This window comes from Thermomonas fusca, assembly GCF_005862345.1.
GTDB lineage: Bacteria > Pseudomonadota > Gammaproteobacteria > Xanthomonadales > Xanthomonadaceae > Thermomonas > Thermomonas fusca.
Genome location: NZ_SROY01000001.1, coordinates 46,731 through 70,236, shown reverse-complemented (window position 1 = coordinate 70,236; position 23,506 = coordinate 46,731). Strand labels below are relative to the sequence as shown.

Annotated in this window: 18 protein-coding genes and 1 pseudogene; 13 read left to right on the top strand and 6 right to left on the bottom strand. The window is 69.7% G+C overall.

The annotated features are described in order from the left end of the window. Positions 1 to 20 precede the first annotated feature (20 nt). Positions 21 to 1,529, bottom strand: a complete 1,509-nt coding sequence (locus E5S66_RS00290; RefSeq protein WP_138346442.1) for a serine hydrolase domain-containing protein — start codon at positions 1,527 to 1,529, stop codon at positions 21 to 23. Positions 1,530 to 1,799: 270 nt separating this feature from the next. On the opposite strand from E5S66_RS00290, the gene E5S66_RS00285 reads away from it, so the two are divergent. Both E5S66_RS00285 and E5S66_RS00280 read left to right on the top strand, forming a co-directional pair. Further along, the gene (locus E5S66_RS00285; RefSeq protein ID WP_138346439.1) at positions 1,800 to 2,732 is read left to right on the top strand and encodes a cation diffusion facilitator family transporter; all 933 of its coding nucleotides are present in this window, start codon (positions 1,800 to 1,802) and stop codon (positions 2,730 to 2,732) included. Positions 2,733 to 2,760: 28 nt separating this feature from the next. Then, a complete protein-coding gene (locus tag E5S66_RS00280) occupies positions 2,761 to 3,465 on the top strand; it encodes a pseudouridine synthase (RefSeq protein ID WP_138346436.1) in 705 nt (234 codons plus the stop codon). 3 nt (positions 3,466 to 3,468) lie between these two features. On the opposite strand, the gene E5S66_RS00275 is transcribed toward E5S66_RS00280, so the two are convergent. Continuing rightward, a complete protein-coding gene (locus tag E5S66_RS00275) occupies positions 3,469 to 3,984 on the bottom strand; it encodes a DUF2059 domain-containing protein (RefSeq protein ID WP_138346433.1) in 516 nt (171 codons plus the stop codon). Positions 3,985 to 4,106: 122 nt separating this feature from the next. Between E5S66_RS00275 and arfB the strand changes: the two genes are divergently transcribed. The 8 genes from arfB (at position 4,107) to E5S66_RS00235 (ending at position 13,667) form a co-directional block, all read left to right on the top strand. Beyond that, on the top strand, positions 4,107 to 4,520 hold the full coding sequence (arfB, locus tag E5S66_RS00270; protein WP_028839497.1) for an alternative ribosome rescue aminoacyl-tRNA hydrolase ArfB: 414 nt from the start codon (positions 4,107 to 4,109) through the stop codon (positions 4,518 to 4,520). A gap of 50 nt (positions 4,521 to 4,570) precedes the next feature. After that, entirely contained in the window at positions 4,571 to 5,161 is a 591-nt protein-coding gene (locus tag E5S66_RS00265; protein ID WP_138346430.1) for a lysophospholipid acyltransferase family protein, read from the top strand. 242 nt (positions 5,162 to 5,403) lie between these two features. After that, the gene (locus tag E5S66_RS00260; protein ID WP_138346428.1) at positions 5,404 to 6,399 is read left to right on the top strand and encodes a tetratricopeptide repeat protein; all 996 of its coding nucleotides are present in this window, start codon (positions 5,404 to 5,406) and stop codon (positions 6,397 to 6,399) included. Positions 6,400 to 6,443: 44 nt separating this feature from the next. Next, positions 6,444 to 7,505 carry a HEAT repeat domain-containing protein gene (locus E5S66_RS00255; RefSeq protein WP_138346425.1) on the top strand — a complete coding sequence of 354 codons (1,062 nt, stop codon included), beginning with the start codon at positions 6,444 to 6,446 and terminating at the stop codon, positions 7,503 to 7,505. Continuing rightward, entirely contained in the window at positions 7,502 to 8,983 is a 1,482-nt protein-coding gene (locus tag E5S66_RS00250) for a glycosyltransferase family 2 protein (protein WP_211219329.1), read from the top strand. Before E5S66_RS00255 ends, E5S66_RS00250 begins: the two co-directional genes overlap by 4 nt. A 30-nt stretch (positions 8,984 to 9,013) precedes the next feature. Further along, on the top strand, positions 9,014 to 10,300 hold the full coding sequence (locus tag E5S66_RS00245) for a YaiO family outer membrane beta-barrel protein (RefSeq protein WP_171033422.1): 1,287 nt from the start codon (positions 9,014 to 9,016) through the stop codon (positions 10,298 to 10,300). Beyond that, entirely contained in the window at positions 10,300 to 12,702 is a 2,403-nt protein-coding gene (locus tag E5S66_RS00240) for an LTA synthase family protein (RefSeq protein WP_138346419.1), read from the top strand. Before E5S66_RS00245 ends, E5S66_RS00240 begins: the two co-directional genes overlap by 1 nt. Further along, the gene (locus E5S66_RS00235; protein ID WP_138346416.1) at positions 12,699 to 13,667 is read left to right on the top strand and encodes a hypothetical protein; all 969 of its coding nucleotides are present in this window, start codon (positions 12,699 to 12,701) and stop codon (positions 13,665 to 13,667) included. The genes E5S66_RS00240 and E5S66_RS00235 overlap by 4 nt, the downstream gene beginning before the upstream one ends. Positions 13,668 to 13,729: 62 nt before the next feature. On the opposite strand, the gene E5S66_RS00230 is transcribed toward E5S66_RS00235, so the two are convergent. From E5S66_RS00230 to E5S66_RS00220, 3 genes are all read right to left on the bottom strand, one after another. After that, complete coding sequence (locus E5S66_RS00230; RefSeq protein WP_138346413.1) at positions 13,730 to 16,813, bottom strand: TonB-dependent receptor; 3,084 nt, start codon at positions 16,811 to 16,813, stop codon at positions 13,730 to 13,732. A 209-nt stretch (positions 16,814 to 17,022) separates the two neighbouring features. Next, on the bottom strand, positions 17,023 to 18,072 hold the full coding sequence (locus E5S66_RS00225; RefSeq protein ID WP_138346410.1) for a FecR family protein: 1,050 nt from the start codon (positions 18,070 to 18,072) through the stop codon (positions 17,023 to 17,025). 3 nt (positions 18,073 to 18,075) lie between these two features. Next, entirely contained in the window at positions 18,076 to 18,645 is a 570-nt protein-coding gene (locus tag E5S66_RS00220; RefSeq protein WP_138346407.1) for an RNA polymerase sigma factor, read from the bottom strand. 62 nt (positions 18,646 to 18,707) lie between these two features. On the opposite strand from E5S66_RS00220, the pseudogene E5S66_RS13690 reads away from it, so the two are divergent. Together E5S66_RS13690 and E5S66_RS13685 are read left to right on the top strand one after the other, a co-directional pair. Further along, positions 18,708 to 19,496, top strand: a pseudogene (locus E5S66_RS13690) (cyanophycinase); the annotation flags it as partial. A gap of 180 nt (positions 19,497 to 19,676) precedes the next feature. Further along, positions 19,677 to 20,687: an isoaspartyl peptidase/L-asparaginase family protein gene (locus E5S66_RS13685; protein ID WP_246037125.1), complete on the top strand. Its 1,011-nt coding sequence runs from the start codon at positions 19,677 to 19,679 to the stop codon at positions 20,685 to 20,687. A gap of 76 nt (positions 20,688 to 20,763) precedes the next feature. Here E5S66_RS13685 and E5S66_RS00210 read toward each other — a convergent pair whose 3' ends face one another. Then, positions 20,764 to 21,732 (bottom strand): LysR family transcriptional regulator, encoded by a 969-nt coding sequence (locus E5S66_RS00210; RefSeq protein ID WP_138346401.1) that lies wholly within the window; start codon positions 21,730 to 21,732, stop codon positions 20,764 to 20,766. 111 nt (positions 21,733 to 21,843) lie between these two features. On the opposite strand from E5S66_RS00210, the gene aceB reads away from it, so the two are divergent. Next, positions 21,844 to 23,460: a malate synthase A gene (gene aceB, locus E5S66_RS00205; protein WP_138346399.1), complete on the top strand. Its 1,617-nt coding sequence runs from the start codon at positions 21,844 to 21,846 to the stop codon at positions 23,458 to 23,460. Positions 23,461 to 23,506: the final 46 nt, after the last annotated feature.

Here is a 23,506-nt window from a genome sequence, read left to right as displayed (position 1 = left end):
CGGCCGCGCCTTCTCCGAATTCACCTGCCCTCGACCAGCGCTTCCAGCTTGTCCTGCGCGGCCCGCGACTCCGGCTTGAGGGCCAGCATCCGCTTCGCCTGCGCGATGGCGGCGTCGCGGTCGCCGGCGGCCAGATAGGCATCGGCCAGGCTGTCCAGCGCGTTCATCGAGTCAGGATGGGCTTCCTGGTTGAACCGCATCACTGCCAGCGCCTTGTCGATCTGCTTCGCTTCGATCAGGCGATAGCCGATGTCGTTGAGCCTGTTCTCCGGAACGTCGTAGCGCGCCGGTTTCGCGTTGCGCTGTGCGTCGAGCCAGCGGCGCAGGGTTTCCGCGTCGTCGCGCTGCAGGCGTTCGCGCAGCGGCCAGTCGATCGGTTCCTTCACCGGCTGGTACGGCTTGCCGGCCAGGATGGCTTCGACCGCGTCGCGCGCCGCATCGACGCTGTCGTCTTCGCCGTTATTGCTGAGCAGGACGACGTCGCTGTCCTGCGAGGGGAACCGGGCCAAGTCCGCCTTGAACGCCCGCCAGTGGCCGCCGTGCTCGATGCGCGGCTGCTGCAGCGGCGAGGTGCGCAGGCCAAGCCCGAAGCCGTAGGGCACGCTGCTACCGTCGTTCAGGCGCAGCAGGGTGGTGGCTTCGCGCCAGCCGTCGGCCGACATCGCCTTGCCTTGGCGCAGCGCCTTCGACCAGAGCAGCAGATCGCCGGTGGTGGAGTAGATGCCGCCCGCGCCCAGCATGTAGAAGCCGGGGATCTGGTCCTGCGGTCGCCGCTGTCCGTCGGACGTGAGCGTGAAGCCGTAGGCGCGCGGGGCGATGCCGGTCTCGTTATCGGGCATGCGCACGCGTGTGTGCGACATGCCCAGCGGCTCGAAGAATTCGCGCTGCAGGAAGGTCGCGAACGGCTGGCCGGAAACGTGCGCCACCACCTGCGCCAGCAGCAGGTAACCGGTGTTGCTGTATTCGAAGCGTTCGCCGGGCGCGGACTTCGGCGCCTTGCCGGAGGTCGCCAGCACCTGCACCGCGTCGGCGGCCAGCAGCGGAGCGGTGAACTTCCCGCCGCGCAGCACCTGCGTGTAGTGGGCCATCACGTCCGGCACGCCGGAGGTGTGGTTGAGCAGCTGCCGCAGGGTCATGCGCGGGTACGGGAAGCCCGGCAGATGGTCGGCAACGGCATCGTCCAGGCGCAGCTTGCCGCGTTCGGCCAGGCGCAGGATCGCGGCGGCGGTGAACTGCTTGCTGATCGAGCCGATGTCGAAGGCGTGCGCCGTGGTCAACGGCCCCTGGCCGGCGGCGCCGGCATCGCCGAACGCGGCCGCGTAAAGCACCTTGCCGTCGCGGGCGACAAGGACGCTGCCGTTGCAGACGTGCACGGCATGGCACTGCGAGAAATACCCCTGGAGCGCGGCGGCGGCGGCATCGGCGTCGGGAACCTGGGCTTGGACGGCGCCGGCCAACGGAAGGGCTAGGGCCAGCAGGCGGGGCAGGGCGGCGCGGATCGCGGCGGGAAGGGCGGAACGGGTAGCCATGGCGAGGTCTCGCTTTGCGTGTGATGTGTACTATCGAAGCTAGTACAGTGATCCGGGCACGTACAGGCGCGAGTGCGTGAAAACCGCTGGACGCCGACGAAGGCGCGGTTTCCGGGAGCGAAACCGGAGCGGGATGTCCGGTCGAGGTCTCGGCAGCGCCAGCGGGCGATCCGGCGGGTGGCGCTCTTGGCATGCGAAGCGCTTGGATGAAATTGTGTAACCCGCGCGCCTGCCGCTAGGGTGCCGCGCATTCGGCAACGGATCATGGCAATGGGCGCAGGCCACTCCGATCATTCGCATGAGCACGACCACGACCACGGCCATAGCCATGTGCCCGCGCGGATCCGCCACGAGCGGCCGCTGTGGATCGCGTTCGGGCTGACCCTGCTGTTCCTGCTGGTGGAGGTCGTGGGCGGCCTGCTCAGCAACAGCCTGGCGCTGCTGTCCGACGCCGCGCACATGATGACCGATGTGCTGGCGCTGGGCATCGCCCTGTTCGCGGTGCGCATGAGCCGCCGCCCGCCCGATGCCAAACGCACCTATGGCTATGCACGGATGGAGGCGATCGGTGCCCTGGCCAATGGCGGGCTGCTGTTCGTGGTGGCCGGCTTCATCCTGTGGGAGGCGCTGGGCCGCTTCCGCGAGCCGCAGGCGGTGGCATCGAACGCCATGCTGGTGGTGGCCTCGCTCGGGTTGCTGGTCAACCTGGTGTCGATGCGCCTGCTGGCGGCCGGCGCGGGCGAAAGCCTCAACGTCCGTGGTGCCTACATGGAGGTGTGGAGCGACATGCTCGGTTCGCTGGGCGTGATCGCGGGCGCGCTGCTGATCCGCTTCACCGGCTGGACCGTGGTTGATCCGGTGATCGCCGTGCTGATCGGCCTGTGGGTGCTGCCGCGCACCTGGCTGCTGCTGCGCGCGGCCGCGCAGGTGCTGATGCAGGGCGTGCCGGCCGGGTTGGACATCGACGAGGTGCGCGATGCCATGCAGGCGGCCCCCGGCGTGGCCACGGTGCACGACCTGCACGTGTGGGCGCTGGGCTCGCGCGAACCGATCCTCACCGCGCACGTGCTGCTGGCGGAAGGTGCCGGCGATGTCGATGTGCTGCGCGCCGAACTGGCCGGTCTGCTGCATGCGCGCTTCGGCATCGACCATGTGACCCTGCAGATGGAAGCACGCCACTGCGGCGGGGGCGAGCACCGCTGACCGCGGACGCATCGGCGACAATGCGCGCATGACCGAAGCGCCGCTGCCCGTGCTCTACCTCGATGATGCCCTGGCCGTGGTCTGCAAGCCGGCCGGGCTGATGGTCCACGACAGCGCGCTGGCGCGCGGCGAAACCGACTTCGCTGCGGACCGCCTGCGCGAACAGTTCGGCCGGCCGATCTTCCTGGTGCATCGGCTGGATCGCGCCACCAGCGGCTGCCTGCTGCTGGCGTTCGATCGCGACACCGCTTCCGCGCTGGGCAAGACGTTGATGTCGCACGAGGTGGAGAAGGACTACTGGGCGATCTGCCGCGGCTGGCCGGCGGAGACGTTGTTCACGGTCGACCACGATCTCGATGGCGGCCCCGGCAAGCCGCTGAAGAAGCCGGCGCAGACCGCCTTCGAGGTGCTGGCCACCTGCGAACTGGCGCTGCCCTCGGCGGGATTTCCGACATCGCGCTATGCATGGCTGCGGGCATCGCCGAAGACCGGCCGGTTCCGCCAGATCCGCCGCCACCTCAAGCACCTGTCGCATCACCTGATCGGCGATTCCAGCCATGGCGACGGCCGCCACAACCGCAGCTTCCGCAGCCTCGGCATCCACCGCATGCTGCTGCACGCGCGCCGGCTGGCATTCACCCATCCGCATACCGGCGCGCGCATCGAAGCACTGGCGCCGGCGGATGCGGAGTTCGAAAAGGCGCTGGTGCTGTTCGACGCGCCAGCGCGGTAGGGCTTACTTCGCGGCAGCCGCCTGCTGCTCGATGGCGGTCTTCACTTCCTGCATCGCCGCCTGCATCGCCGGCTGGATCTCCTGCATGGTCAGGCCCATCGCCTGCGGCGATTTCTTCAGGATCGAGGCGCCTTCCGGGCTGGCGTAGAACGCCGTCATCGCCTGCACTTCGCGCTTGCTGAAGACCTGCATGTAGACCTTGCGCACCACCGGCTCCAGCGCCTCCCACGACAGGTGCTTCTGGATGATGGTGCTGCTGGTCGCCATCGCTTCCTGCATTCGCGCGCGCTTGGCCTCGTCGAGATCGGCCCCGAACGCGTCGGTCAGCATCTTTTCCTGCGCGCCCTGCATCTGCTGCATCATCCCGGCCATCATCGTCTTCATGTCCATCGCCTGCAGCAGGCGGTCGACGTCGGCGGCGCTGGCGGATTCCGCGGCCGGCGGCTGCGTGGCGGTCTGGGCGAGCGCGACGGGCGAGAAGGCGAACAGCAGGACAAGCGACAGGCCGATGCGGCGCATGGAGCGATTCCAGGGAAAGAAAGAGGCGGCATGTTCGCAGCCGCGGCCCGGCCCGGCAATGGCACGTCGATGCGGCGCGCGCACGTTGCGGCTTGCAACGGCGCTGCCATTAGAATCGCCGCATGCAGATCGGCCGGCTTGCCATCGACGATGACGAACTGATCGAACGCTTCGTGCGCGCGTCGGGGCCGGGTGGGCAGAACGTCAACAAGGTCGCCACTGCGGTCGAGCTGCGCTTCGACATTGCGCGCTCGCCGTCGCTGCCGGAACCGGTGCGGGCGCGGCTGCTGGCCAAGCGCGACCGGCGGGTGACCGGCGACGGCGTGCTGGTGCTGTCGGCGCAACGCTTCCGCACCCAGGAGCGCAACCGCGAGGATGCACGCACGCGGCTGGCCGCGTTCATCGAAAGCGGGCTGCATGCGCCCACCCCGCGCATCGCCACCAAGCCGACCCGCGGCTCCAAGGAGCGGCGCTTGGGCGAAAAACGCGGACGTGCGAGCATCAAGCAGGGGCGCAGCGGGCGGGGTTGGGATTGAACCGGAATCACGGGGACAGCGTGCTGGCGCTGCCACAACAGGCGCCGCGGATGCCGCGCAATCGCGGCATGGAATGGCTGGGGCGCAGCGTGCTGCGGCTGGGCGGCTGGCGCATGGCCGGTGCCCTGCCCGACCTGCCGCGGGCGGTGCTGATCGCGGCGCCGCATTCCTCCAACTGGGACGGGGTCTGGGGCATCGCCGCCAAGCTGGCGATGGGGCTGCGGCTGTCGATCCTGGGCAAGCACAGCCTGTTCCGGATCCCGATGCTGGGCCCGCTGCTGCGCTGGCAGGGGGTGATCCCGGTGAACCGCGCCGCCGCGAACGGCGTGGTCGGGCAGGCGATCGATGCGCTCCGGGATTCGCCATGCATGTGGTACGCGATCGCCCCCGAGGGCACCCGCCGCCAGGTGGAGCAGTGGAAGCCCGGCTTCTGGCGCATCGCCCACGGCGCCGGAGTGCCGGTGATCGTGGCGGCGTTCGATTATCCCAGCCGCACGCTCACCATCGGCCCGGCCTTTGCGCTGAGCGGCGACATGACGGCGGACATCGCCGCGATCCAGCGCTGGTATGCGCCGTTCCGCGGCCGCAACCATGACGTGTTGCAGCCCGCCAACCAGCCGCCGCCCCGCGTCGAAAACTGACGCAAAACGCCAGATTGCGATGACTGCGCGCATGGCTGGCGCCGCGAGCCTCTGCGCTGTCCGGTCTGGCATGCGAATTGCGTCACATTTCCTACAGCCGCATATGCGGCCGCTTCGATGCCAGCCATGCGGACGCCGCGTTGGGGCACGAATGCAACGAGGGCGCAAGGCGTCGACCGCGGATCCCGCATGCGGGGCGGCGGCGGCTTGCATCCGGATTTCAGCCCATTAGTCGAGAGCCCATGTACAAGCCCAGCAAACGCATCGTCATCACCGTCCTCGTACTCGGCCTTGCCGGGTTCGCCTTCGGCGTGTGGGTGTTGCTGCACCCGGCCAGCGTCTTCGTGCAGCCGTGGCGGGCGGTGCGGGCCGAAGCGCCGGTAAAGGGCGTGCTGCTGGGGCCGTATCCGGTGGAGGAAGACTTCGCCGATCTCAAGAAGCGCGGCGTCACCACCATCATCAGCCTGCTCGAGCCCAACGTGCCCTATGAAAAGGTGCTGCTGGAGCGCGAGCGCGCGCTGGCCGAAAGCCATGGGATGACGGTGAAGAACTTCCCGATGGGCAGCATCCTCGGGCAGAAGTTCGGCGAGAATTATTCGAAGAATTCCAAGGCGGCGGCCGAGGCGGCGCTGTCCGCGGACGGCGTTGCCTACATCCACTGCTACCTCGGCCTGCACCGCGCAAGAAACGTGCAGCGCTATCTGGCCGAGCATGCGCAGGTGCAGGCGCAGACCTATGCGACCACCGGCGCGGGAGTCAGCGGCGCCGACATGGAGGCGGAGGATCGCGCCACCCGGCTGTTCGACGAGGATCGCTTCGAGGAGAGCCTGTCCGCACTGTCCGCGGTGAAGGACAAGGGGCCGCGCATGCTGCGCCTGGAAGGCTGGAGCCTATACCGCCTGCATCGCAACGACGAGGCGCACGCCGCGTTCGCGCGCGCGCTGGCGATGTCCCCGGGCGACAAGGACGCGCGGATCGGGATGGCCTACAGCGACCTGGCGAGGAAGCGGCTGGAACAGGCGCAGCAGGACTTCCTGGAACTGCGCCGGCTGTATCCGACCGACGGGATGGTGCTGCAGGGTCTTGGCAATGCGTATTTCCGGCAGGCGCGCTGGAAGGAAGCGGAAGCAGTGTTCGTGGAGACGCTGCGGCGCGACCCCGGCAACGGCGAGGTCAAGGACATGCTGGAGCGAGTGCGGCGCTTCATGGCGCCCGATGCCGCTCCGGCAGACGCCTGAGCGGACAGAAATGAACAGTCCGCGAGCGCGGACGGGAGTTTGAAATGGATACCCTGATGCATGCCGACTCGCAGATCGCGTTCGCGATCTGGGTCGGTCTGGGCGTGACGGTGACGTCGGTCCTGCTGCTGCTGGCGGTGCTGGTGATTCGCCAGCTGGCCCAGCGGCGCGAACGCAACCACCTGCGCGCGGCGACGCTCTGGCGCGGCGTGCTGGTGGACGCCATGCAGGAGCCGCCCACCCGCGTGCCGGCGCTGCCCGCGCGCGACATGACCGGTTTCGTGGAGGCCTGGAACGAACTGCACGATGCGCCCGGCGGCGCCGAGGACCGCGGCATGCTGGCGGTCGCCGGGCAGGTGGACCTTGCGTCGAAATTGGAGCGCATGGTCGAACACGGCCGCTTCCATGACCGGGTGATGGCCATCATCGCGATCGGCTACCTGCGCAGCGCGTCGAGCTTCGACCGACTGGCGGCGCTGATCGACGATGCCAGCCCGATCGTGTCGATCAGCGCGGCGCGTGCACTGATGCGGATCGATCCGCAGCGCGCGGTGCAGCAGGTGGTGCCGCAGATCGTGTCGCGCCATGACTGGGTCGACGGCGGCATCGCGCAGATGCTCAACGAGGCCGGCCCCGAGGCGGTCAAGAACGAGCTGGGCGCGGCCGCGCTGCGCGCCAACGACGAAGTGGCCCCGCGGCTGGTGCGCTTCCTTGCCGGGGTCAGCCCGGAAGCGGCCGCCCCGGTGATCGCCCGCATCCTGGCCGAACCGCACGACGAACACCTGGTGTCCACCTGCCTGCAGGTACTGGCCGATGCCGGCGACCTCGACAAGGCGCGGCCGCTGCTCGTCCACGAGCGCTGGCATGTGCGCATGCACGCAGCCGCGGCGATCGGCCGCCTGGGCAGTGCCGCCGACGCTCAAGCGCTGGTACCGCTGCTGTCGGACCCGCAGTGGTGGGTCCGCTATCGCACCGCGCAGGCGTTGCAGCACCTGCTCGCCGGCGAAGGCCGGCTGGCACAGGTGCGCGACGCGCAGGAAGATCGTTATGCACGCGACATCCTCACCCAGGTGATGGCCGAGCGTGCGCTGGGAGAAACGCAATGAACCTGTCCTGGATCACCCCGGAAATCTCGTCCGCGCTGATCGGCATGCAGTGGACCTTCCTGGCCTATTTCATCTGCATCAACGTGGTCTACCTGGCGCTGAACTTCATCGCCATGTTCGCGATCCTGCGCCATGCGCGCGAACACGGCGCCGGCTTCCGGGTCAAGAACTTCGCCGACTACCAGCCGCCGGTCAGCATCCTGGTGCCGGCCCACAACGAAGAGCGCACCATCGTCAGCACGGTGCGTTCGATGCTGCGCCTGAACTACCCGAACTTCGAGGTGGTGGTGGTCAACGACGGTTCCACCGACGCCACCCTGCAGACCGTGGTCGATGCCTTCGGGTTGGTGGAGTTCCCCGAGGCCTACCGCAGCCGGCTCAAGACCGAACCGGTGCGCCGGATCTTCGCCTCGCCGCAGGGCGGGCGGGTGCGGGTGGTGGACAAGGACAACGGCGGCAAGGCCGATGCGCTGAACGCCGGCATCAATACCGCCCGCTACCCGCTGTTCTGCGTGGTCGATGCCGACTGCATCCTGCAGCAGGACAGCCTGGCGCGGGTGGTGCAGCCGTTCCTGGAAGACGCCAGCATGATCGCCACCGGCGGCGTGATCCGCATCGTCAACGGCTGCAAGGTCAAGGACGGCCTGCTGTCGAAGGTGGAGCTGCCGGACAAGGTGCTGCCGCTGGTGCAGACGGTGGAATACCTGCGCGCGTTCCTGTTCGGCCGGCTGGGCTGGTCGCCGATCAACGCGCTGCTGATCATCTCCGGCGCGTTCGGCGTGTTCTACAAGGAGCGGGTGATCGCCGCAGGCGGCTACAAGGGCGACCTGGTCGGCGAGGACATGGAAATGGTGGTGCGCCTGCACAACCGCATGCTTGAGGAAAAGCGCCCGTACAAGATCGCCTTCGTGCCCGACCCGATCTGCTGGACCGAGGTGCCGTCCGACCTGCGTTCGCTGTACAACCAGCGCGTGCGCTGGCAGCAGGGCCTGGCCGAGAGCCTGTTCGGCAACTGGCGGTTGATGTTCCGGCGCAATGGCGGCACCGTCGGCTGGGTGGCCTATCCGTTCATGCTGGTGTTCGAATGCCTGGGCCCGGTGATCGAGGTGTTCGGCTACCTCTCGGTGATCGCGCTGGGGCTGATGGGCATGCTGTCCACGCAGGCCTTCTTCGCCTTCCTGTTCGCCTCTGTCGGGCTGGGCGTGCTGCTGTCGGTCAACGCGATGATGCTGGAGGAGATTTCCTTCCACCTGTACCCGCGCCCGCGCCAGCAGCTCAAGCTGTTCCTGGTGGCGGTGCTGGAGAACTTCGGCTACCGGCAGATGACGTCGCTGTTCCGGGTGGTCGGCCTGGTGCGCTGGGTGGTCAAGCTGCGTCGCCGTTCCAAGTGGGGCCATATGCACCGCAGCGCCGAATGGCAGGAACACGAGCCCCAGCACGCGACCCGCGTCGCCGCCACCGGCCCCGCCGTTTCCTGATCGCAAGCAGATACCGCAAAGGACATGTCCATGAGCCTGCTGTACCCCGCCGTCCTCCATGCCGCGCTGCTGGCCGGCGGCGCCGATCCCGCCCTGTTGCAGGAACCCGCCGCGGCGCAGGACGCGCCAGTGGAAAGCTACGAGGCGCGCCTGGAGCGCGCCCGCGCGCTGGCCACGGCTGGCGACGCCGCCCAGCGCGAACAGGCGCTGGCGATCTACGCGCAGATGCTGCAGGCCTCGCCCGGCAACAGCGACGTGCTGCTGGCGCGTGGCCGCACCCTGGCCTGGGCCGGCCGCCACGCCGAAGCCGAGGCCGACCTGCTGGCGGTCACCGGCGCCAAGCCCGGCTATGCCGATGCCTGGTCGGCATTGGGCGATATGTACCTGTGGAGCGCGCGTCCGCAGCAGGCAGCGGAGGCCTACGGGCACTGGGTGGAGCTGGCGCCGACCAGCGCGCCCGAGCCGCTGATCGCCCGCGGTCGCGCCTATCGCGCCGCCGGCCGGATGGCGGAGGCGCGCGCCGATTTCGACGCCGCCGGAGCGCGCGGCGCGGATCCTGCGCAGGTTGCCAGCCTCAATGACAGCACCATGCCGCTGCTGGCGGTGCCCGACGCGTTGCTGGCCGACGGCTACACCTGGTCGCTGCGCGCCGGCGTCGACCGCACCGAATTCAGCGGCGGGCGCGAAGGCTGGAACGACGCCAACCTGACCCTGCGGCGCAAGTTCGCCCGCGGCTCGCTGGGGCTGGAAGTCCTGCATGCCGACCATTTCGGCCGCCGCGACAGCGCCTGGGCGCTGGATGGCTACGTGTCCCTGTGGGCGCGCGCCTACGCCAACGTGCGCTACCAGCACGGCCCGTCCAGCGGCATCCTGCCGCGCCATTCGTGGCGGACCGAGCTGTTCCAGGGCGTGGGCAGTGGCTGGGAGCTGTCCGCCAGCATCGACCACCTGCGCTTCAGCTCCGACACCGAGTTCTACGGCGTCGGCGTGGGCCGCTACGTCGGCAACTGGTATCTGCGCTACAAACTGCAGCACGTGCCCGGGGTGAGCTCGGGCAGTTGGAGCCACCGGGTGGTGGCGCGCAATTACTACCGCGGCAATGCCGACGACTATTTCGAAGTGAGCGGCAGCAGCGGTCGCAGCAGCGACCTCGACCGCAGCGGCGCGCTGGTGCGCAACAACAACGCCTCGCTGGGCGTTTCGTGGACGCATTACTTCCGCCCGGACTGGGGATTCAAGGTCGGCGTTGGTGCCTCGGATGACGCCGACGGCTTCGACGAGCGCCAGCTGTCGCTGTCGCTGTACCGGCGCTGGTAGTGGCCCTAACCACGTCTGCGGCCACCCCCTCGGCGAAGGGGCTGGCGGCATCGCGCCTGTGGGGCTGGCTGCCGGCCCTGCTGGTGGCCCAGCTTGGGTTGGCGCTGTGGGCGGCACTGCGGGCCCAGCCTGACGTTGGCGGCAGCTCCACGCTGGTGGCGCTGGCGGTGGGCAACCAGCTGCTGTTCCTGCTGCGCGCACTGCCGCTGCTGTTGCTGCTGGGCTGGCCGCTCGCCAGCCTGCCCGGCCGGCGCGCGGCGCTGCTGGCGGTCGGTGCGCTGTGGTCGCTGTTCCTGCTGTTGCAGGCGGGCCTGGAGCAGTACTACCTGGCGGCGCGGGTGCCGCTGGGCTCAGACCTGTTCGGCTACGGCTTGGCCGAGATCCGCACCACGGTGGGCGGCACGGGTGCCGGGATCGGCATGTTCGGCTGGGCGGGGCTGCTGCTGCCGTTGCCGCTGCTGTGGGCGGCGCTGGTCTGGCGCAGCCGGCAGCCGGCGCGCACACCGGCGGGCCTGTTCGCCGGCGTGCTGGTCGTCGGCCTCGCCGCGTGGCTGCTGCCGCTGGCACCGGGCACGCGCGGTCTGGACAGCGAAGACGCGCGCGCGGCGGCCACCAGCAAGGGCGCCTATTTCGTCGCCGACAGCCTGCGTTGGTGGCGCGCCACTTCTTCGGCGGTGCCTGCCACGGCGGTCGCGGCATCGATCGGCATGCCACCTGCGGCGGCGTCGGCAGTCGAGCCGGTAACCGATCCGGCCTGGCCTTTCCTGCATCCGGAGACCACGCCCGACGCGCTGGGCCCGTACTTCGGCCCGACCCGCGACGGCCGCCCGCCGAACCTGGTGGTGATCGTGGTCGAAGGGCTGGGGCGTTCGTTCTCCGGCCCGGATGCGCCGCTGGGCAGCTTCACCCCGTTCCTCGACGAGCTGGCCGGGCGCAGCCTGTACTTCGACAATTTTCTGGCCAACCAGGGCCGCACTTTCGGCGTGCTGCCGGCGCTGTTCGGCTCGCTGCCGCTGGCCGAGCAGGGCTTCGCAGCGCTGGGGCCGAAGATGCCCGCGCACGCCGGCCTGTTCAACGTGCTGCACCGCCAGGGCTACCGCAGCGCCTTCTACAGCGGCACCGACAGCGATTTCGACAACGAGCGCGGCTACCTGCAGCTGCAGGACGTCGAGGATCTCGTCGACCTGCGCAATTTCGGCCCGGGCTACCAGCGCAACCCGTTCAGCGACTGGGGCTATCCGGACCGCGAGCTGGTGTCGCGGGTACTGGCCGACAGCGCGCAGCTGCGCCCGCCGTTCGTGCTGGGCGTGCAGACCATCAGCATGCACACCAGCTACAGCTTCCCGGGGCAGGCTGCCTACAAGGCACGCATCGAACCGCGTTTGCAGGCGCTGGGCGTGCCGGAATCGCGGCGCGCGCAATACCGCGCGCAGGCCGACATCTACAGCGCCATCCTCTACACCGACGACCAGCTGCGGCGCTACTTCGAGTCCGCGGCCAAGGCGTCGTGGTACGCCGACACCATCTTCGTGGTCACCGGTGACCACCGGCTGGCGGAGATCCCGCAGGGCACCCACATCGAGCGCTACCACGTACCGCTGCTGATCCATTCGCCGCTGCTGCGCAGGCCGGCGCGGGTGCGTGCGGTGTCCTCGCACTTGGACGTCACGCCTTCGCTGCTGGCGCTGCTGTCGCACACCTACGGCCTGCAGCGGCCGGCGCAGGTCACCTGGACCGGCCGCGGCCTGGACATGGCGGATGCGTTCCGCAGCCAGCAAGAGATCGCGCTCAAGCAGACCAAGACCAGCGTGCCCGACTTCGTGAGCGGGCGCTGGTTCCTGCACGATGGCCGGCTGTTCGAACTGCAGGACGGCATCCGCGCTTTGGAAGTCGACGACGCCGGCCTGCGCGCGCAGGTGACCGCGCGGTTGCTGGCTTACCAGGCCGCCAACGCCACGTTCGTGGGCAAGCTCGCGCTTTCCCCGGAAGGCGGCATGCCCGCGCTGGTGGCGTACCGCGAGGCGCCGGCCGCAGCCGTGCAGCCGGTGGCGGCGGTGGTGGCGCTGCCGGCGGGGTTGGGCCTGGATGCGGTGCGGCTGGAGAACGACGGCAACGGCGTGCGGGTGGCGGCGACCTTCGTCAATGGCGATGCACACGATTCGCGGGTGTTCGCGCCGCTGGCGGTGCTGGCCGCGGAGGACGGACGGGAACTTCGCGAAGGCTACGGCAGTGCGATCCGCCTGCAGCCGCACGAGCGCCGCGAAGTGATGCTGGCGTTGCCGGCCAAGCTGGGGCCGGGTCACTACTTCATCTCGGTGCTGCCTTCGGATCCCGACACCGGCAAGCCGCTGGGACGCGGCCGCTACCGGCTGCCGCTGGATATCGCAGGTAACGCGCCATGAATCCCGTCAGGCTGGCGACGCAACTGGCCCTGTGCGCGCTGCTGGCGCTGGCCACCAATGCCTGTGCGCAGGAGCCGGCCACGGTGCCGGCGCCGCGCGCGGTGTGGACCTGGGAAGGGCCCTCGTACGCGATGCTGGAATCGCCGGCAGCAGCGGACGAGGCGCTGGCGTTCCTGCAGCGCAAGCGGGTCAACGTCGTCTACCTGTACGCCGATGCGTTCGAGCGGCGCAACCTGATCGAACAGCAGCCGCAGCTGTACCGGGCCTTCATCCGCCGCGCGCATGTCCGCGGCATCCGCGTGTATGCGCTGCTGGGCTCGTGGTACCTGCACACCGAGCGTTACGTGCTGCCGCGCCACCAGCGCAAGGCGGTGGCGATGCTGCAGCGGGTTCTGGACTACAACGCCGCGGCGGCGCCGGCCGAGCGCTTCGACGGGGTCAACTACGACATCGAACCGCATCTGCTGGACGAGTGGGAAGACGCCACCCGTCCGCGCCTGCTGCTCGGTTTCCTCGACATGACCGCGGCGATGATGGAGGCCAGGCGCAAGTCCGGCCAGACGCTGGAAATAGGCCCGGCGATGCCGTTCTGGTGGGATGGCATCGCGCTGGAATGGCGCGGCGTGCGCAAGCCGGTCAGCGAGCATGTCGCCGACCTCACCGATTACATCGCGCTGATGGACTACCGCAACCGCGCCGAGGGCCGCGACTCGATCCTGTCGCATGCGCAGGCCGAGATGGATTACGCCAGCCGCATCGGCAAGCGCGTGGTCATAGGCCTGGAGTTCAACCCCGGCGAGCCGGCCAAGCTCAGCTTCCATGGCATGCCCGAGGCGGCGTTCGAGCGCGAGGCGGGCAAGGTCGAGGATGCCTACCGCGGCCGTCCGGCGTTCGCTGGCTTCGTGTTCCACCACTACCTCGGCTACCGCCGCTTCGTCGGCGATCCCGTGCCTGCGGCGAACTGAGTGCGCAAAAAAAGCCCCGGCTGGGCCGGGGCAGGAGGGATGCCGCAAGTGTTCGGGTTTTTTCAGTTCAGCGGCTTGCCGCCGAACTTGTAGGTGAACTGGACGAAGAAACTGCGGCCGAAGCTGTCGAACCACGAGGTGTCGTAGTACGGGTAGTTCGCCCAGGTGGGATCCTTCGGCGGCATCTTGTCGAGCAGGTTGTTGATCGTCAGTGCGATGCGGAAGTGGTCGTTCACGTCGTAGCGCGCGCCGGCGTTGAAGCGCCAGCTGGCCTGCGTCCATGCATCGTTGTCGTAGTTCGCCACCCGCCCGAGGTAGGTGCCGAACAGGCTGGCGCCCCACCCGCCGCGCTCCCAGGTGGCGCCGAGGTTGCCCTTGCTGCGCGGCAGGGTGGTGGCGCTGAAGCTCACGTCCAGCATGTCCTCGGACGGGTCGCCCGGATACTGGATGCGGCTGTGGCGGCGCGCCCAGTTGTAGCTGGCGGTGAAGCGGAAGTCGCCGGCCACCGCGGTCTGCAGGCGGTAGTTGGCGGTCACGTCGATGCCGGAGGTTTCCTCCTCGGCGATGTTGATCGGGGCGAAGTGCACGCTGGTGATGTCGCCATCGGCATCGCGGATCACCCGCGCCAGCGCATCGACGCAGGTCGGCGAGTTGATGTCCACGGTGACGCCTTCGGCGGTCCTGCCGAGGCGGCAGTCGGCTTCGGTCATCCGCAGCACCTCGCGGTCCTGCGCCTGCACCTGGTTCATCACCCGGATCTTGTAGAAGTCCATCGCGATGTCGAAGGCGGAAGTCGGCGACCACACGAAGCCGGCGGTCATGGAGCGGCTGGTTTCCACGTCCAGTTCGAGGTTGCCGGTGTAGACGTCGAAGGTGCTGACGTCCCAGCTGCCGTCGTCGTAGCAGTCACCGTCGCTGTAACCCGGTTCGTCGGTGCGGCACTGGTAGTAGTCGGTGGCGTAACGGGTGCGGTAATAGTCCTGGCCCGCGAACAGGTAGTGCATGTCCGGGGCGCGGAAGCCGGTGCCGTAGGAGCCGCGCATCAGCAGGGTGTCGATCGGCCGCCATTCCAGGCCGGCGCTCCAGGTGAACTTGCCCGGGTGCTTGCCACCGTAGCTGTAGCGGTCGTAGCGGCCGGCCAGGCTGGCCTGCAGCGAGGACAGCAGCGGCATGCGCAGCTCGCCGGCGGCGCTCCAGCGGTCGCGGCTGCCGCTGCCGTCGCCGTAGCGCGGGCCGACATAGGCGTCTTCGGTCAGCGCCAGCGGGTCCGGGTTGATGCGGTAGGACTGGCTGCCGTATTCCAGCGCGCCGGCAAAGCCGACGTCGCCGGCGGGGAGGGTGAACAGCGACGGGGTGCTGGCGGTGAAGCTGAGGTTGTCGTTGTCCGACTTCGGGCGGAACGTCGACATCGCCGCGATCGAGGCGAACTCCGCTTCGGTCAGCGGGGTGAACAGGCGCGCCGGGTCCGGTGCGTAGATCGCGTAGCCGTCGTCGTCATAACCCAGGCGCTCGCCCAGGAACAGGCGGTTGGCGGCGGCGGCGCGGATGCGCGGCATGCCCACGTCGGCCTTGTACTGGGAATGGTTGTAGGACGCTTCCCAGTCCCAGTTCTCGCCGAACGTGCCGTTGAAACCGGTGGTCACCGCCAGCGTCTTCTCGGTGGTGACGTTCATGCGGTTGCCCAGCCCGCCGATCTCCTCGGGGGTGAACTGCCGCGACCAGATCTCGTAGTGGCCGGTGTTGGCGTTGAAGAACATCTTGTTGCGGTAGTTGTTGGTCGAGGCCGGATCGTGGAACTCCCAGCCCATGTGGTCGCTGGCGACGTCGTTGCCGTTGGTGCCGGTCAGCAACTTGACCTCCTGCCAGCCCAGCTGCACGTCGGCGAACCAGGTCAGGCTGTCGGAGATGGTGTATTCGAACGCGCCGTAGGCATTGGCGCCCTTGCGCTGGTTCTGGATGGTCCGATAGGCGATCGCGCGTTCGCTGCCGCAGTAGGGTTCGCCGTAGCGGTCCTCGGCCGGCACGGTGGTGCCCTCGTTGAGGCCGGCCATGGCCTGGCAGCCGTCGGCGGGGGCGATGTTGACGTCGTCATCCCAGTCGTACAGCTGCGCGGTCAGGCGCGGCAGCCGCCGGCGCGAGGTGGGGGCATCCAGCGTGGAATCCTGGACGTTGCGCTGGTAGCCCCACAGCGGCTTCTTGTCGAGCAGCTCCAGCCCGACCACGCCGGTGAAGCCGCCGCGTTCGAAGCCGGTGGTGAGGGTGAGGTGGTGCGACTCGCCGCCGCCGCGGCTGGTGTCGCCGTAGCGGTAGTCGAGGATGGTGCCGTCGACGGACTTCTTCAGGATGAAGTTGATCACGCCGGCCATCGCGTCGGAGCCGTACACCGCCGAGGCGCTGCCGGTCAGGATCTCGACCCGGTCGATCATTCCCAGCGGCAGGTTGCCGATGTCGGTGAAGTTGCTGCGGCTGTTGAGTGGCAGCGGGAAGTCGGCGATCCGGCGGCCGTTGACCAGCACCAGGGTGTGGTTGGGGCCGAGGCCGCGCAGGTCGACCGCCTGTGCGCCGGGCGTGGACTGCGCGCTGGTGGTGTTCTGCTGGCCCTGCACGCTGCCGCTGTTCTGGCTGAGCGAGCGCAACAGGTCCGGCACCGAGGTCAGGCCGGCGGCCTGGATCTGTTCGGCGGACACCACGGTGATCGGCGCCGGGCCTTCCACCTGCGCGCGCGGGATGCGCGAGCCGGTGACCTGGATGGCCTCGAGGTTGGTGACCGGCGCATCGGCGGCCGCCTGCGCTGGCCGGGCCTGCGGCGCCGGGCGGGCGGGGGCGGCCGGCTTGGCCGCGGCGCCGTTCGGCACGATCAGCATCGCCCCGGAGGCATCGCGCTGGGCGCGGAAACCGCTGCCCTTGAGCAGCGCATCGAGCGACTGCGGCGTTGCCGCCTGTCCGCTCAGTCCGGCGCTGCGCGCGCCCTTGAGCTGATCGGCGCGATACACCAGCTGGGTGCCGGTCTGGCGCGCATAGGCATCCAGCGCGCCGGCAAGGTCGCCGGCGGGAATGTCGAGGCGGGCGGTTTGCGCCTGCGCGGCCAGGGCGGCGGAGCAGGCCAGCGACAGCAGCAGGACGCGAAGTGGGCGGGACGGTTTCATGGTGATGGTTTTCCCCCGGGCGCCCGGACTGGACGCCATTACGAATGCATGACGAACGATGGCGGGAAATCCCCCCGCCCGGGCAGATGGCAGTGATCCTGATTGCGGGTGGTACCTGGCTCGCACGGCTGCGCTCCGCGGTGCAGATGCGACAGCGGGGCGGGTTCCGCTCGACGAGTCCGGCGCAGTGCAGTTCGACTTCGGCGGGATCAGCGCGAATGCAGCACGATGCGTCCGGCGTCGGCTTCCGCCCGTACCGGGAAGCCGGTTTCGAGCAGGCGCACGAAGCCGTCGGTGTTGTCCCAGCGGAAGCTGCCGCCGATCCGCAGCGCACCGGCCTGCGCGTCCGCCAGCACCAGCTTGCGCGCGTTGTAGCGGTTGAACTCCGCCACCACTTCGCTCAGCGGCGCGTCGCGGAAGGCCAGCAGGCCGTCGCGCCAGTCCAGCAGCCGCTGCGCGTCGGCCAGCGGCAGGCTGCGCACCAGCAGGCCGTTGCCGCGCACCAGCGCCACGCTGCCGGCCGGCAACATCACCGACGGGGTCGCGCCGGCGGCGGTGGGCGGGGCATCCAGCCGCACCGTGCCTTCGGTCACCACCACCCGCAGCGCGGCGGCATCGCGGCGCACCGAAAAGCGCGTGCCCACCGCCACCGCGCGGTAGCCGTCGGCGGCCACCGCGAACGGCCGGTGCGGGTCCTTGGCCACTTCGAAGATCGCTTCGCCCGAGGACAGCGCCACGTCGCGCGCCCGCGCCGACAGCCGCACCTCGATGCCGGTGGCGCTGGCGAGCGTGGCGCGCGAGCCGTCGGCCAGCGGCAGGGTGCGCACTTCGCCCATGGCGGTCCGGTAGCTGGCGGTATCGACACGGCCCTGGCTGCGCCAGCCGAAGGCCAGCGCCAGCGCGCAACCGGCCAGCGTCGCCGCCATCGCGAAGCGCGCGAAGCGCCGCTGTCGCATCGGCCGCGCCGTCGCCGGGCGCTGCGCCATCGCCTGCAGCATCTGTTCGCGGCGGTCGGCGGGCGTTGCCTGCCAGTGGCCGCGCGCCGGCGCGGCGCGGTCCTGCCAGCCGGCGCCCAGCGCCTGCAACCGGCCGCTTTCCTGCCAGGCCGCCTGCAGCCGCAGGAACGCCACCCGGTGGCCGATGTCTGCCTCCAGCCAGCACTGCAGCGCGGCCTCGTCGTCCGCGTTCCAGCGGCCGCCGTCGCGGCGGGCCAGCCAGCCGGCCGCCACCTGCTCGATCGCCATGCTGTTGCCGCGCATCGCTCAGTCCGCCTGCCGCCGCGCCGCGGCATCGGCCGCACCGGATTGCGCCCGTGCCGGCGCCTCGCCGGTATACAGCGCGTCGGCGAGCAGGCGCATGCCCTTGGCGATGTGCTTTTCCACGGTTTTCTCGCTGATGCCCAAGCGCGATGCCACGTCCTTTTGCGACAACTCCTCCACCCGCCGCAGCCAGACCACTTCCCGGCAACGGTCGGGCAACCGGTCGAAGGCGTCGGCCAGCCGGCGCAGGGCCTGGCGGCCGCCGCACCAGCGTTCCGGCGAGACCTCATCCACCAAGACGAGCGAAGGCTCGAAATCACCCATCGGTTCGATCGACACCACCTTGCCGCGGCGCAGCCGGTCGGTCATCAGGTGGCGCGCGCTGGCGAACAGGAACGCCCGTGGCTGGGTGGGGCGCGATTTCGCGCCGGCCTCGTAGATGCGCGTGTACAGCTCCTGGCGCAGGTCGTGCAGCTCGTCGCGGTGCGGCCAGTGCCGGTGCAGGAAGCGCATCAGCGCTTCCTCGTGGACGAGGATTTCGTGGATGAACCAGCGGTCGAGCTCGGTCTGCATCCACCTACCATAGCGAAAGCGCAGCGCCCGCGAGCGGGGGAAAACCGGTGTACGTTCGTCTAATGACGTATCTGCGAACAACGGGGAAGTGGGCGATGAAGCGACGTGTCGGCTGGTCGATGATGCTTGCCGCGGTGCTGGCCGCGGCGCCAATCCTGCCGGCGCTGGCCGCCGATTTCGGCCACCACGTGCTGGGCGACCTGCAGGCCAGGACGCCGGGCAAGGTGCAGCCCGGCCTGCTGCTGATGGGCGGCGGCGACCGCAATTTCGATGCCATGCACTGGTTCATGAAGAAGGCCGGCAACGGCCACATCGTGGTGCTGCGCGCGTCACAGGGCGGCGAGATCGGCGAGGAGTTCTTCAACGAGGTCGGCGGGATCAAGTCGGTCGAAACCTTCGTGTTCAAGGACCGCGAGGCTGCCAGCGACCCGAACATCCTGGCCGCGCTCAAGCGCGCCGACGGCATCTTCCTGGCGGGCGGCGACCAGTCCCGCTACGTCCGCTACTGGCGTGGCACCCCGGTGGGCGCTGCGCTGGATACGCACGTGAAGGCGGGCAAGCCGCTGGGCGGCACCAGCGCCGGCCTGGCCATGCTGGGCGAATACCTGTACGGCGCGATGGACGGCGGCAGCCAGACCAGCCCGCGCGCGCTGGGCGACCCGCTGGGCGACGGCAACACCATCGAAACCGACTTCCTGCACATCGCGCTGCTCAAGGGCATCGTCACCGACACCCACTTCAGCGAACGCGCCCGGCTGGGCCGCCTGGTCGCCTTCCTCGCCAAGGCCGAACACATCGCCGGCAAGCCGCTGCTGGGGTTGGGCGTGGATGAGGACGCGGCGGTGGCGGTGGAAGGCGACGGCAGCGCGCGCATCTACGCCACCGCGCCCGGCGCGGGTGCCGTGGTGGTGCGCGGCGGCTTCGCGCAGAAGCAGGCCGAAGATGCAGCGATGAATCTGGAGCGCGTCGACACCGTGGTGGCCGGCGCGGATTCCGTGCTGCGCCTGCCCGAAGGCCGGGTGGAACGGCCGCTGGCGCAGCGCCATTACGCGGTGCGCGACGGCGTGCTGGTGGCGCTGGACACGCCGACTCTGGTCATCCATGGCGGCGCCGGGGTGGAGCCGGGCGACCTGACCGCCGACGAGGAGGCCGAGGTCAAGCGCGCGCTGGAAGCGGCGCTGCGCGCCGGCCACGCCAAGCTGCAGGCGGGCGCCTCGTCGCTGGACGCGGTCACCGCCGCGATCACCGTGCTGGAGGATGCGCCGCAGTTCAACGCCGGGCGCGGCGCGGTATTCACCCACGACGGCCGCAACGAACTGGACACCTCGATCATGGATGGCGCCAGCGGCAAGGCCGGCGCTGCGGCCGGCCTGCACCGGGTGCGCAACCCGATCACCCTGGCGCGCGCGATCATGGACAAGTCCAGGCACGTGATGATGGTGGGCGACGGCGCCGAGATGTTCGCGAAGGAGCAGGGCATCGCGCTGGTCGATCCCGCGTACTTCCGCACCGAGAAGCGCTGGAAGGCGCTGCAGAAGGCGCTGCAGGAAGAGCAGGCCGCGCAGGCCAGCAACACGCCGCTGGTGCTGCCGGGCAAGGCCTACTTCGGCACCGTCGGCGCGCTGGCGCTGGATGCGCGCGGCAACCTCGCCGCGGGCACCTCCACCGGCGGCATGACCAACAAGCGCTACGGGCGGGTGGGTGATGCACCGATCATCGGCGCCGGCACCTGGGCCGATGCGCGCTGCGCCGTCTCCGGCACCGGCTGGGGCGAGTTCTACATCCGCAGCGCCGCCGCCCACGAGATCTGCGCGCGGGTGCGCCTGGACGGCCAGCCGCTGGCGAAAGCCGCCGACGGCGTGATCAACCGCGACATCCCGAAGGCCGGCGGCGACGGCGGCGCGATCGCGCTGGGCGCCGACGGCAGCATCGCCTTCCCGTTCAACACCGGCGGTATGTACCGCGGCTGGATCGGCGCCGACGGCGTGCCGCACGTGGCGATCTACAAGACCGACGCGCTGCCCACGCCGCGCACGCACTGAGCCGGAAGGAACAAGGGGCCGAAAGGGGGTCAGGTTCACTTCCGCGTGCGGAAGTGAACCTGACCCCCTTTCACCCTTACCGCTCCGAATGCCCGCTCTCGTCGTAGCCGCGCGGCGTGAGCACCTCCGGCTGGATCAGCTCGACGAACGCGCGGGCCTGCGCTGACAGGAACTTGCCCTTGCGCATCACGATGCCGTAGCTGCGCGACGGGAACCAGCGCGCCAACGAGCGCGCCGCCAGCCGCTGGCGGTCGGCCTCGGTCAGGCAGATCGCGGTGACGATGCTGATGCCGAGGCCCATCGCCACGTACTGCTTGATGACCTCCCAGCCGCCCACTTCCAGTGCGACCGTGTACGGCACCCGGTTCTGCTGGAACACCAGGTCGACCAGCCGGTAGGTGGTCAGGCGCTTGGGCGGCAGGATCAGCCCGTAGGGCGACAGGTCCTCCAGCGACAGCTCGCGCTTGCTTGCCAGCGGGTGGTCGGGCGGGGTGATCAGCATCGGCTCGAAGCGGTACACCGGCGCGTAGGTCAGGTCGGCCGGCACGTCCAGCATCGAGCCCACGGCCAGGTCCACCGCGTCGCTGCGCAGCAGGTCCAGGCCGCTTGCGCCGGTGACGTTGTGCAGGCTCAGGCGCACGTCCGGGTGGCGCTGGCGGAACGCATCGACGATGCCCGGCAGCAGGTACAGGATGGTGGAGCTGCCGGCGGCCACGTTCAGCTCGCCGGCGTCCAACCCGCGCACCTGCTCGCGGAAGCTGGCGGCCAGGTTGTCCAGCCCCTCCACCAGTGGGCGGGCCATTTCGTACAGCAGGTCGCCCTCGCGGGTGGGGACCAGGCGGCGGCCGACGCGTTCCATCAGCCGCACCCCCAGTTCGCGCTCCAGCGCCTGCAACTGCAGGGTCACCGCCGGCTGGCTGAGGTACAGCGCCTCGGCAGCACGCGAGATCGAGCCCAGCCGCGCCACCTGGCAGAACGCCCGCAGTGGCTTCAGGCGCGAGCCCTTGTAGGCGAATCGCAGGGCGCTGGCGGGGCTCTTCGCCATATTTTGATTGCAGTATTTGAAAAATTAATACTAAGCATTGACAAATCTAGTTTGTCAAATACAACACGCAGGCGGATGGTTGGCTTCCCCACACGTGTCACGGAGCCGCCGATGTCCGCAGTGCTGCAAGACCGCCCCGGCGAGGGCGTGGAGACCACCCAGCGGGTGCCCGGGCAGGACGCCCTGCTGTCAGCTGCCGCGCTGGGCTTCCTGGCTGACCTCCACCGCCGCTTCGAGGGCGAGCGCCAGGACCGGCTGGCGGCCCGTCGCGCCCGCCAGCAGGCCTTTGACGCCGGCGCGCTGCCGGATTTCCGTGCCGACACCGCGCAGATCCGTCGCGGCGACTGGACCGTGGCGCCGACCCCGGCCGCGCTGCTGGATCGCCGCGTCGAGATCACCGGCCCGGTCGACCCGAAGATGGTCATCAACGCGCTGAACTCCGGCGCCAACTGCTACATGGCCGATTTCGAGGACAGCACCGCGCCGACCTGGTCCAACCTGCTCACCGGCCAGCAGGCGCTGCGCGCGGCGATCAGCGGGGCGCTGGTGTTTGAGGCCGGCGGCAAGCGCTACGAGCTGCGCCCGCAGGCCGAGCAGGCGGTGCTGATCGTGCGCCCGCGCGGCTGGCACCTGGACGAGAAGCACGTGCTGGTGGACGGCCAGCGGATGTCGGCGTCGCTGTTCGATGCCGGCCTGTTCGCCTTCCACAACGCCCATGTGCTGGCCGGGCGCGACCGCGGCCCCTACCTGTACCTGCCCAAGCTGCAGTCGATGGAAGAAGCCGCGCTGTGGGAGCAGGCGCTGGCGGCCATCGAGGACGGGCTGGGGCTGGCCCACGGCCAGATCAAGGTCACGGTGCTGATCGAGACCCTGCCGGCGGCGTTCGAGATGGACGAGATCCTGTTCGCGCTGAAGGACCGCATCGTCGGCCTGAACTGCGGGCGCTGGGACTACATCTTCAGCTACATCAAGACCCTGCGCCGGCACCGCGACCGGGTGCTGCCGGAGCGCAGCCAGGTGACCATGGTGCAGCCGTTCCTGCGCAGCTATGCCGAGCTGCTGGTGCAGACCTGCCACCGCCGCGGCGCCCATGCGATGGGCGGGATGGCCGCGCAGATCCCGATCAGCGGCGACGAGGCCGCCAACGCCGCCGCCCTGGAGCGCGTCCGCACCGACAAGCTGCGCGAGGTGGGCACCGGCCACGACGGTACCTGGGTGGCGCATCCGGCGCTGATCCCGATCGCCCGCGAAGTGTTCGACGCGCGCATGCCGGGCCCCCACCAGCGCCACGTCGCCCGCGACGACGTGCATGTCGAGGCCGAGGACCTGCTGCGGCCGTCACTGGGCACGATCACCCGCGCCGGCTTCGAGAACAACGTCGAAGTGTGCGTGCGCTACCTGGCCGCGTGGCTGGAGGGCAACGGCTGCGTGCCGATCCACCACCTGATGGAGGACGCCGCCACCGCCGAGATCGCCCGCGCCCAGCTGTGGCAGTGGCTGCACTTCGCCGACGCCGGCGGCCAGCCGCTGTCGCTGGACGACGGCACCCCGGTCGACTTCGTGCTGCTGGAGCGCGCGCTGATCGGGCTGCCCAGCCGGCTGGGCGATCCCCGCCGCATCCCCGGCGCCGCACGGGTATCCGAGGCGATCGGCCTGCTCGACCGCCTGACCCATGCCGACGAACTGGCCGAGTTCCTCACGCTTCCCGCTTACGAACGCATCGATTGATCCACTTCCCGACTTTCCTCCGCTGCCGCCAACCCCACGAGGTTTC

Excerpts from the sequence above, each read along its gene's own strand:
- E5S66_RS00250 (WP_211219329.1), top strand. The coding sequence starts at position 7,502 with ATGAACCTGTCCTGGATCACCCCGGAAATCTCGTCCGCGCTGATCGGC.
- E5S66_RS00290 (WP_138346442.1), bottom strand. The coding sequence starts at position 1,529 with ATGGCTACCCGTTCCGCCCTTCCCGCCGCGATCCGCGCCGCCCTGCCC.
- E5S66_RS00255 (WP_138346425.1), top strand. The coding sequence starts at position 6,444 with ATGGATACCCTGATGCATGCCGACTCGCAGATCGCGTTCGCGATCTGG.
- E5S66_RS00275 (WP_138346433.1), bottom strand. The coding sequence starts at position 3,984 with ATGCGCCGCATCGGCCTGTCGCTTGTCCTGCTGTTCGCCTTCTCGCCC.
- E5S66_RS00285 (WP_138346439.1), top strand. The coding sequence starts at position 1,800 with ATGGGCGCAGGCCACTCCGATCATTCGCATGAGCACGACCACGACCAC.
- E5S66_RS00210 (WP_138346401.1), bottom strand. The coding sequence starts at position 21,732 with ATGGCGAAGAGCCCCGCCAGCGCCCTGCGATTCGCCTACAAGGGCTCG.
- E5S66_RS00280 (WP_138346436.1), top strand. The coding sequence starts at position 2,761 with ATGACCGAAGCGCCGCTGCCCGTGCTCTACCTCGATGATGCCCTGGCC.
- E5S66_RS00260 (WP_138346428.1), top strand. The coding sequence starts at position 5,404 with ATGTACAAGCCCAGCAAACGCATCGTCATCACCGTCCTCGTACTCGGC.
- E5S66_RS00225 (WP_138346410.1), bottom strand. The coding sequence starts at position 18,072 with ATGCGCGGCAACAGCATGGCGATCGAGCAGGTGGCGGCCGGCTGGCTG.
- E5S66_RS00230 (WP_138346413.1), bottom strand. The coding sequence starts at position 16,813 with ATGAAACCGTCCCGCCCACTTCGCGTCCTGCTGCTGTCGCTGGCCTGC.
- E5S66_RS00220 (WP_138346407.1), bottom strand. The coding sequence starts at position 18,645 with ATGCAGACCGAGCTCGACCGCTGGTTCATCCACGAAATCCTCGTCCAC.
- aceB (WP_138346399.1), top strand. The coding sequence starts at position 21,844 with ATGTCCGCAGTGCTGCAAGACCGCCCCGGCGAGGGCGTGGAGACCACC.
- E5S66_RS00265 (WP_138346430.1), top strand. The coding sequence starts at position 4,571 with ATGCCGCGCAATCGCGGCATGGAATGGCTGGGGCGCAGCGTGCTGCGG.
- E5S66_RS00245 (WP_171033422.1), top strand. The coding sequence starts at position 9,014 with ATGAGCCTGCTGTACCCCGCCGTCCTCCATGCCGCGCTGCTGGCCGGC.
- E5S66_RS00235 (WP_138346416.1), top strand. The coding sequence starts at position 12,699 with ATGAATCCCGTCAGGCTGGCGACGCAACTGGCCCTGTGCGCGCTGCTG.
- arfB (WP_028839497.1), top strand. The coding sequence starts at position 4,107 with ATGCAGATCGGCCGGCTTGCCATCGACGATGACGAACTGATCGAACGC.